We start from the raw sequence: 8,382 nt of genomic DNA, 5'->3' as shown, positions 1-8,382 counted from the left end.
GAATACTTCCAAGATGTGAAAGTATATTTCCTTATCGCAAAATGCTAGGTGAATGATGAAAGGATGGCAAACTCATTTCGTGATCTGCCGCACATGCTAGAGTGCAGTCTTGCCGGTGGATGCCTCGGAGGACAAATAAGTCCCACCTGAGGTGCAGAACCTGGAGCTGGGCGGTAGAGCCTGGAGCTAGGGGGCAGAGCGCGGTATCACCTCGAGCGCAGAACTCACTCGCGGACCTGCGTCCCGTACATCTTCACCGGACGGCGGAGCAGCAGACGCCGAGAAACCTGAGCTGGCGGCGATTCGCCCCCAGTCGTGTCGCCGCACAACGGTCGATGTGATGATTCGGCCGAATCAGCACTGAAAGGCGGCAGATATGACCACAGGTATCGAATCCCCACTACCCAGTACGACTGCAGCTGGCACCCCGGCAGCCAGCACCCGAACAGCTGGCACCCCGGCAGCCAGCACCCCGACGGCTGGCGCTGCGAATGGCTCCACTCTGTGGCTGCGCAATCCCATGGCCGTCCACCTCGGCCGCGACACCGATCCGGCGCAAGCTTCCGGCGGAATCGTCGTCGATAGGCAATCCGGGACGATCGTCGAACTTGTCCCTGTAGGTGGCGAGCCCACTGGAGGGGCACAGTCCGTCGCCGAGGTGGTCGATGCGAGTGCGCATGTCATCACTCCAGGGCTCATCAACACTCACCATCACTTCTACCAGACCCTGACACGAGCGTGGGCTCCCGTGGCGGACCTGCCACTCTTCGGGTGGCTGACAAACCTGTACCCGGTCTGGGCCCGACTGACGCCGAAGGCTCTTGAGCTGGCCACTACTGTGGCTATGGCCGAACTCCTCGAGTCCGGGTGCACGACAGCCGCCGACCACCACTATCTGTTCCCGACCGGAATGGACGATGCGATCGATATCCAAGTCGAGGTGACCAGGAAGCTCGGCATGCGCGCCATGCTCACCCGCGGGTCCATGTCCCTGGGCGAGAAGGACGGCGGGCTGCCGCCGCAGCAGACCGTGCAGGATGCCGACGTCATCCTTGCCGACTCCCGCCGCCTCGTCGAGGCCTATCACGAACGGGGCGCCGGGGCGCAGGTGCAGATCGGATTCGCCCCCTGCTCGCCCTTCTCCGTGACCACCGAACTCATGCGCGAAAGCGCGATTCTCGCCGAGGAACTCGACGTCCGACTCCATACGCACCTTGCAGAGACCCTCGACGAGGAGGAGTTCTGCCGCGAACGATTCGGGCTGCGCACCGTCGACTATCTCGAGTCCGTGGGGTGGTTGAGTGACCGATCGTGGCTGGCCCACGGTGTCCACTTCGATACGGATGAGATCACCCGCCTCGGCGAGGCCGGTGCCTCCGTGGCGCACTGCCCGACGTCGAACATGCGCCTGGCCTCGGGCATCGCTCGGGCTGTCGAGCTCGAGGACGCAGGTGTCAACGTCGGCCTCGGCGTCGATGGCTCGGCGTCGAACGATGCCTCGAACCTCATCCGTGAAGTCCGGCAGGCGCTCTACATCCAGCGCCTGCGCTACGGCTCGGCTGATGTCACCTGCGCTCGCGTGCTCGACTGGGCCACTCGCGGATCCGCGGCGGCGCTGGGCCGTGATGACGTCGGTCGGATCGAGGTCGGCAAGCAAGCAGACCTGGCGATGTTCCGCCTCGACGGACTCGCCTTCTCCGGCTCACACGATCCGATTCCTGCCCTCGTGCTCTGCGGGGCGGAGAAGGCAGATCGGGTGATGGTCGCCGGTCAGTGGCGAGTGCTCGACGGCAATGCGATCGGCAGCAACGGGGTACAGCTGGATAAGGAAGCGCTCATCGCGGCCCACCAGGAGGAGGCTCGCAAGCTCGTGGCCGGCTGAGACCCAGCCCACGGGCCCAGCCCGCCCTCAGCTCTCGGGCTTGCGGAACACCTCGCGCATATGATCGCTGGTGAGGAAATCACCGACGCCGATCATGATGAGGCTGAAGACGATCTGCTCGGTGATCATCCAGACCGGATAGAGGCCGGGGATGGCCGCCATGACGAGGGTAATCACCGGGAAGATCTGGGCGAAGAGGCGCAGTCGCTGGTAGCCCCAGTAATAGCCCTTCGTCGAGCGCCAGAAGAAGTAGAACAGGGTGGCGGTCATTCCGAGAACGACGACGGTACGCATCCAGACTGCGAACGGCACGGGTTCGCCCGCGCGGGCGATGATGACAGCGAAGACGACGGCCCCGACGCCGAGGACCAGCTCGAAGGCGAGCAGCCCTGTGATCCACGCGAATGCGCGCTGAGTCTTCGGGTGGGCGAGCCCTTCGGCAGGAACGATGAGTCCTGCCTTGCTGCCACCCGCGATGCGGTCGATCTTTGCGAACAGATTCTCCATGGACATGCTTTCAGGCTAACCGTCGTCGACCCGGATACCCTGCGAAATCGGGAGGTTTGAGGGTGTGAGGACGAACATCAATCAAAAGTTGGGATAAGAGTTCAATCCTCTGGGTCAGGATTCGAATGCCGGATCTTGATGAAGTAGAAGCATGAAGAAAATATTCAACGCGGCATTCGCATACATGATCATCGGCGTCCTCTCCGGCCTGTTCTACCGGGAGTTCACCAAGGCCAACGATTTCCCAGAAGGAGGCTTCACCCAGCTCAGCGTCGTCCACACCCATCTGCTCACGCTCGGCTTCATCGTCCTGCTCATCGTCCTCGTCCTCGACAAGGTCTTCGGCCTCTCGGGCACCAAGATGTTCTCCTGGTTCTTCTGGACCTACAACGCCGGCATCATCCTCACTTCAGGCACCATGGTCTGGCACGGCATGCTCACTGTCCTCGGCCAGGAGTCCAGCGCCATGATCTCCGGCATCGCCGGACTCGGGCACATCGCACTCTCCGTCGGCATGGTTCTGCTCTTCCTGTCACTGCGCAAGGCCATCGTCGCCGATAAGGCCGTCACCACGGCCACAGCCCGGTCAATCGCCGGCTGACCACCCCTCGGATCTCAGTTCAGATCCCAATTCGGAATAACCACTCAAATACCGCCGCCGAGGTGGTGCCGGGGCCCGTGTTCAACGACGTCATCGTTGAGTACGGGCCCAGTTTCGTGTGCCTATGTGTCACGGTGACAGATTCACGGCGCCGTCGGCGTCAACGCAGTGTCGGTTTCGAGACCTTGTCGGCTTCAAGCCAGTCTCGGTTTCGAGACTCTGTCGACGGCGCCGGTTCGCATCGGTGACAATGGCGGCATGAGCGAAGTGAGAATCCTGGTCATCGAACACGAGAGCGGCGCTGGCCCGAAGAGGTTCGGCGAGTGGCTGAGCGAAGCTGGCGCCGAGGTGGTTGTCATTCGTCCCTACCTCGGCGATGAGATTCCTTCCGCTCTCGACGGCTCGCCTGCGCCTGTCGGCTCCGCTGAAAGTGACAGCTATGACGCTCTTCTCGTCCTCGGCGGGTCTGCCGGGCCACTCGAGGACACCGTCAATCCATGGCTGCCCCAGGTCAGGGACCTGTTGCAGCGATCGGCGGCGGGGGAGTTCCCGAGCTTCAACATCTGCCTCGGCGGGGAGCTCCTGGCCGCGGCCACCTCGGCGAAGATCATCCGCCGGGAACACCCGCAGATCGGGATCTACGATCTGCACACCACCTCGGCGGGCGAGGAGGACCCAGTGTTCTGCGCAGTTGCAGGGGAGACATTTCCGGCGGTCCTCTTCCACCAGGAGGAGATGGAGCTGCCGGACAGCGGTGAACTCCTGGTCACCGGGTCCGATGCTCCGATCCAGGGTTACCGGGTAGGGGAATTCGCGTGGGGGACACAGTTCCATCCCGAATCGGACGCCACGCAGGTTCAGCAGTGGCTGAGCTCGGACCCGTTGCGGCTGCCCGACGGCAAAACCAACGAGTCCATCAAGACGGAGGTAGCCGAGGCGGACGCCGATCTGATCCGGATCAACCAGACACTTGCGCACAGCTTCGTTCACTTCCTGCGCGGACGGCAGTGACCTGTGGAAGAGCGCGGTGATTTCGGAAACGGCACAGTGGCCTAGGCCCCGTTGAAAGCTGAATATTAGCTGACAGCTTGCGGCGTTCTTGCTAGGTTGTTGTCAGGCGCCGGTGCCGGACCGATCCTCCGGACGAATCGCTAGCAAGCGCCCGTGAGAATGAATCCCATAATTGAAAACTCTGCCCAGATCCACGACACCGATGTCCTGGATGCCCTTCCGATCAGCGCAGATCGGATGATCCCCACCTCACCAGCCGCCGATATTTCTGCGACTGCAGACATCACCGCCTCCGACATCACCGCCGCCTCCGGCGTCGATCAGGCGATCGAATCGTTCTTCGGCCCGATTGCACAGGCCTTCAGCAACATCGTGTTCTTCGAACTCAACATCGGCGGGCTCGGTATACCCCTCATCGTCGTCTGGCTCATGGCGGCCGCGGTCTTCCTGACCATTTACCTGAGGTTCCAGCCGGTCAGGGGGCTGAAGTATTCACTCGGAATCATCCGCGGACGCTTCACCCGCAAGACCGATCCTGGTCAGGTCTCGAGCTTCCAGGCGCTCGCCACGGAGCTCTCCGGCACTGTGGGACTCGGCAATATCGCCGGTGTGGCCGTCGCGATCACCATCGGCGGGCCGGGTGCTGCCCTGTGGATCATCATCTTCGGATTCTTCGCTATGTCGGTGAAGATGGCCGAAGCCACGCTCGGAGTGAAATACCGCAAGATCCACGCCGACGGCACTGTCTCTGGTGGACCCATGTACTACCTGCGAGACGGGCTGGCCGAGATCGGACGCCCGAAGTTGGGCAAGTTCCTCGCGGTCTTCTACGCCGCGACCACCGTCATCGGTGTGATCGGTGCGGGCAACCTGTTCCAGGCCAACCAGGCGGCGTCGATCCTCGTCAAGGCCACCGGCGGTGAGAACAGTTTCTTCGACGACAAGCTGTGGCTCATCGGCGCAGTCATCGCAGCACTGACGGCACTGGTCATCCTCGGCGGAATCAAGAAGATCGGGCAGTGGACCTCGAAGCTCACCCCGATGATGGCGATCCTCTACTTCCTCAGCGTCGTCGTCATCCTGACCATGAATGCCAGCGAGATCCCGCACGCATTCGTGCTGATGTTCACCGGGGCATTCAGCCCCGACGGGGTGACCGGTGGACTCATCGGCGTCGCCATCGTCGGCATCCAGCGTGCCTTGTTCTCAAACGCGGCAGGCGTCGGTTCGGCCGGTATGGCCCATGCCGCATCGAAGACGACGAAACCCGCGACCGAGGGCTTTGTGGCGATGTGGGAGCCGCTCATCGACTCCGTCATCATCTGCACCCTGACCTCCCTGGCGATTATCACCACAGGCCTCTACGAGTCGACATCCGAGGACGGGATCGGACTGACCTCCGAAGCGTTCGGTACGGTGGCCGGCTGGTTCCCGATCCTGCTGACGATCTGCGTGGTCCTCTTCGCCTTCTCAACGATCCTCGCCTACGGGTACTACGGCCAACAGGCCCTGGGGTACCTGACGGGGAACTCGAAGAAGGCCGACAAGGCCTATCAAGTCTTCTGGATCCTGGCCGTGATCGTCGGCGCCTCGATGTCGCTTGAGTCTGTCATTGCGTTCTCAGATGCGATCTTCTTCCTCATGGCCTTCCCCAACCTGCTGGGACTCTACTTCCTGTCGCGGATCCTGCGGCTTGAGATTCTGCGCCTGCGGAAGAAGATCGACGCCGGTGTGATGCGGGAGATCACTCCCGAAGAGCTGCAGGTCGGCATGGGCGATCATGAGCCGACAGCCGATCAGATCAGAGCCGCTGAGGCGGGCCGCCGGCGAAAGCGCGACAAGCTGCGTGAGGTCCGGGACTCCCTCAAGGCGAAGAAGCTGGAGCGTGCCCAGAAGGGCAGCTGAAGAACGGCAGCTGAAAAGTTCCGCGTATCCCGACACCAATATCCTCACACCGAAGAGGCCCGTCGTTTCCCAGCAGTACGCAATGCTGGGAAACGACGGGCCTCTGTTGGGTGACGCGCCTGCGACGAACGAGTCGACGCGGGTGTGATCAGGCTTTCTTGAGCTCCTGGTCTGTGTTCGAGTAGTTGATCGAATCGGCTGTGGTACCGACCAGTCCCATCGTGACTCGCAGGAGCCCCGGTTCGACATCGTCCATGGTCGGCGGCGTTTCGGGACCCAGGGTCAGCGAATCGCCGTTCTTCGTCGTGGCGGTGATCGAACCGATGTACACCGTGACATCGCCCTTGAGCGTCATTGTGTCAGCAGTGGTCAACAGTCCTTCCTTCTCCTCCGGCGGGCGCACCGTGAGTGAGAACCCGGAGATTGTTATCTCATCAGCCTGGATCTTCAGCGTGGTGATCTTCCCGCCGTCGGCGGTCGGAACAGCTGCGAACGAGATCCCGCTGAGCCCCTTGAAGGACAGTGACTCAGACCCCATTGCCGCCGGAGTCTTCGTGAAGATCGGAGCATTCTCATCGAGCTGCGCATCCTTCGGGAAGTCGCCGTTGAGCTCTTCATCCGACTTCTCGTCCGGGTCTTTGACTCCCAACCCACCGGGATCGGTGGGCTCCGTCGTCGGTTCATTCGTCGGCGTCTCAGTCGGTCCGTCCGTAGGTGTCTCGGACGGTCCGTCTGTGGGCGTCTCTGTCGGTTCGTCCGTGGGTCCCGGCGATTCCGGGGTCTTCGGCTTCACAGGAATCTCCGGAGAGATCGGTGCTTTGGGCTTCGTGTCATCCGACCCCGGCTCAGTCGAATCCGAACTTTCGCATCCGAGCAGCGGAGTGCACAGCGGGGACGACTGAGCGGGTGCTGCCGCTGTCACTCCCACGGCCGAGGGGACGATGAGGACTGCTGCCGCCAAGAGCGACGCCGTGCGGCGGCTGGGCGCCCTCATGCAGCGCCCTCTTCACCTGCGGATTGAGTGTCTTCCCTCCGCCCGGCAGCTGGTGCCTGAGCGTCCGAGCCTTGAGCATCGGACTTCGGCGCCCGAGGTCCCATCCAGGCGACCACGAGGATCGATCCGATGGAGGACAGCAGCATACCGAGGATGAACCCACCGAGGTTGACCCCGACGAGCGAGTAGACAGCAAGAACGAGGGCGATGATCCCGTAGAACACGTGATGCGTGGGCTTGAAGATCGCCAAGAGCCCGAGCACCACGAGGGCGATCGGAATGACCGTGGCCTGCAACCCTTCGATGCCGAACTGGATTTGCAGGTTGCCTGTGTCGAGCTGCCCGGAGAAGAAGAGCTCGATCCCCCCGAGCGCGGCCAGCACCCCGCCGATGAAGGGGCGCTGGAGACGCCAGTTCCGGAAGCGGCGACGCTTTGGGGCATCCTCACGACCGGCTTCTTCGCGCGCGGCATTCTCAGGACCGGCGTCCTCGCGACCGGATGCTGCAGCATCGAATTCAGCCGTCTCAACGGTCGATTCGGGCTTGGCCTCCTCGCGTTCACTGTTGCGGCGCGACCGGCGGGACAGCGCGAGCAGGCTCGTTCGCTGCTCGGCGCCCTCCGGCTTGTCGGTCTGCTGATCGCTGATTGCGGCCTCCTTCATCAGAAGCACTTCTCGGATCCGTCAGTGAGCTTCAGCTCCATGTCCTTCAGGGTGAACACCGAGGCCGTGGTGCTCCACGAGTCCTGTTTCAAGTCCTTGATCGAGATCGTGTCGGCGTCCTGGGCGAAGTCGCCCTTGGACCCTTTTTCCTTGGTGTTGACGTCGGAAGCGTCCACGCCGATGCGGATGTTCTTGAACTCGGCGTCGCCCTTGAGTCCCGTCATGCCGATCTGAAGGTTCTTGGCCGATGCCGGCTCGCCTTTTCCGCCAGCCTTGATGAGAACGCCCACCTTGCCCATCGGGGTGTCCGCGACTGCAGACTGGCAGAGATTTTCGAGCGTGGCGTTGCCGATGTTGGCGGTCACGACGGAGTGCTTTGCACCCTCTGCGTCCTTGGCGAACCCGCTGTACTGGGAGAAATCTGTTCCCTCGAGCTGTGTGGAGCTGATCTTGAACTGGCTTCCCGATATGGCGAATGAAACAGGTACTGCACCCTGAGCAACCCCGCCCATCAGGATGGCGGAGACAACGCCGGTAGGAATCGCTACCAAAGCGATCCGCCCTGCGTGGGATTTGCCGACCGCGCTGATGCTGCTGGCGAGCTTTGGGAACTTCATTGATCCTCCTCCGGATGCCGACAGCTATGTCAGCATCGCATCGTGACGTATCTCGTCGCGTTGTGATGTATGTTACTGCGGGGTATTACCGACGAGTATATCGGTCGATTGTGTCGAGTCAATAACTTTCTTCGACGTTCTTCGGACATCGCCTGTGGAAACGCCCCTTGTGCTATCGCTGCTGAGACCAGAAACAAGGGGCC

At 62.1% G+C, this 8,382-nt stretch carries 8 protein-coding genes; 4 read left to right on the top strand and 4 right to left on the bottom strand.

The features are described 5' to 3' along the window. The first annotated feature begins 376 nt into the window (after positions 1-376). On the top strand, positions 377-1,882 hold the full coding sequence (locus JFC13_RS12485) for an 8-oxoguanine deaminase (protein WP_269770036.1): 1,506 nt from the start codon (positions 377-379) through the stop codon (positions 1,880-1,882). A 27-nt stretch (positions 1,883-1,909) separates the two neighbouring features. On the opposite strand, the gene JFC13_RS12480 is transcribed toward JFC13_RS12485, so the two are convergent. Further along, complete coding sequence (locus JFC13_RS12480) at positions 1,910-2,395, bottom strand: hypothetical protein (RefSeq protein ID WP_198397384.1); 486 nt, start codon at positions 2,393-2,395, stop codon at positions 1,910-1,912. 145 nt (positions 2,396-2,540) lie between these two features. Here JFC13_RS12480 and JFC13_RS12475 point away from each other — a divergent pair, with 145 nt between their 5' ends. The 3 genes from JFC13_RS12475 to JFC13_RS12465 all read left to right on the top strand — a co-directional run bounded on the left by JFC13_RS12475 (position 2,541) and on the right by JFC13_RS12465 (position 5,906). Beyond that, complete coding sequence (locus JFC13_RS12475) at positions 2,541-2,990, top strand: DUF2871 domain-containing protein (RefSeq protein ID WP_198397383.1); 450 nt, start codon at positions 2,541-2,543, stop codon at positions 2,988-2,990. Between the two features lie 258 nt (positions 2,991-3,248). Then, complete coding sequence (locus JFC13_RS12470) at positions 3,249-4,001, top strand: type 1 glutamine amidotransferase (protein WP_198397382.1); 753 nt, start codon at positions 3,249-3,251, stop codon at positions 3,999-4,001. Between the two features lie 159 nt (positions 4,002-4,160). Continuing rightward, on the top strand, positions 4,161-5,906 hold the full coding sequence (locus JFC13_RS12465; protein ID WP_198397412.1) for an alanine/glycine:cation symporter family protein: 1,746 nt from the start codon (positions 4,161-4,163) through the stop codon (positions 5,904-5,906). Between the two features lie 148 nt (positions 5,907-6,054). On the opposite strand, the gene JFC13_RS12460 is transcribed toward JFC13_RS12465, so the two are convergent. From JFC13_RS12460 to JFC13_RS12450, 3 genes are read right to left on the bottom strand one after another with little or no spacing between them, the layout of a single operon-like run. Next, positions 6,055-6,900, bottom strand: a complete 846-nt coding sequence (locus JFC13_RS12460; RefSeq protein WP_198397381.1) for a hypothetical protein — start codon at positions 6,898-6,900, stop codon at positions 6,055-6,057. Then, positions 6,897-7,562: a DUF6114 domain-containing protein gene (locus JFC13_RS12455; protein WP_198397380.1), complete on the bottom strand. Its 666-nt coding sequence runs from the start codon at positions 7,560-7,562 to the stop codon at positions 6,897-6,899. The genes JFC13_RS12460 and JFC13_RS12455 overlap by 4 nt, the downstream gene beginning before the upstream one ends. Further along, positions 7,562-8,179, bottom strand: a complete 618-nt coding sequence (locus JFC13_RS12450) for a DUF6230 family protein (RefSeq protein WP_198397379.1) — start codon at positions 8,177-8,179, stop codon at positions 7,562-7,564. Before JFC13_RS12450 ends, JFC13_RS12455 begins: the two co-directional genes overlap by 1 nt. Positions 8,180-8,382: the final 203 nt, after the last annotated feature.

The sequence above is a fragment of the Brevibacterium antiquum genome (assembly GCF_016107655.1).
GTDB classification, from domain to species: domain Bacteria; phylum Actinomycetota; class Actinomycetes; order Actinomycetales; family Brevibacteriaceae; genus Brevibacterium; species Brevibacterium antiquum.
This window is presented reverse-complemented; position numbering and strand designations above follow the sequence as displayed.

Bases quoted from the DNA above. Each gene is read 5' to 3' on its own strand.
- JFC13_RS12475 (WP_198397383.1), top strand. From the start codon at position 2,541: ATGAAGAAAATATTCAACGCGGCATTCGCATACATGATCATCGGCGTC.
- JFC13_RS12485 (WP_269770036.1), top strand. From the start codon at position 377: ATGACCACAGGTATCGAATCCCCACTACCCAGTACGACTGCAGCTGGC.
- JFC13_RS12480 (WP_198397384.1), bottom strand. From the start codon at position 2,395: ATGTCCATGGAGAATCTGTTCGCAAAGATCGACCGCATCGCGGGTGGC.
- JFC13_RS12470 (WP_198397382.1), top strand. From the start codon at position 3,249: ATGAGCGAAGTGAGAATCCTGGTCATCGAACACGAGAGCGGCGCTGGC.
- JFC13_RS12465 (WP_198397412.1), top strand. From the start codon at position 4,161: ATGAATCCCATAATTGAAAACTCTGCCCAGATCCACGACACCGATGTC.
- JFC13_RS12450 (WP_198397379.1), bottom strand. From the start codon at position 8,179: ATGAAGTTCCCAAAGCTCGCCAGCAGCATCAGCGCGGTCGGCAAATCC.
- JFC13_RS12460 (WP_198397381.1), bottom strand. From the start codon at position 6,900: ATGAGGGCGCCCAGCCGCCGCACGGCGTCGCTCTTGGCGGCAGCAGTC.
- JFC13_RS12455 (WP_198397380.1), bottom strand. From the start codon at position 7,562: ATGAAGGAGGCCGCAATCAGCGATCAGCAGACCGACAAGCCGGAGGGC.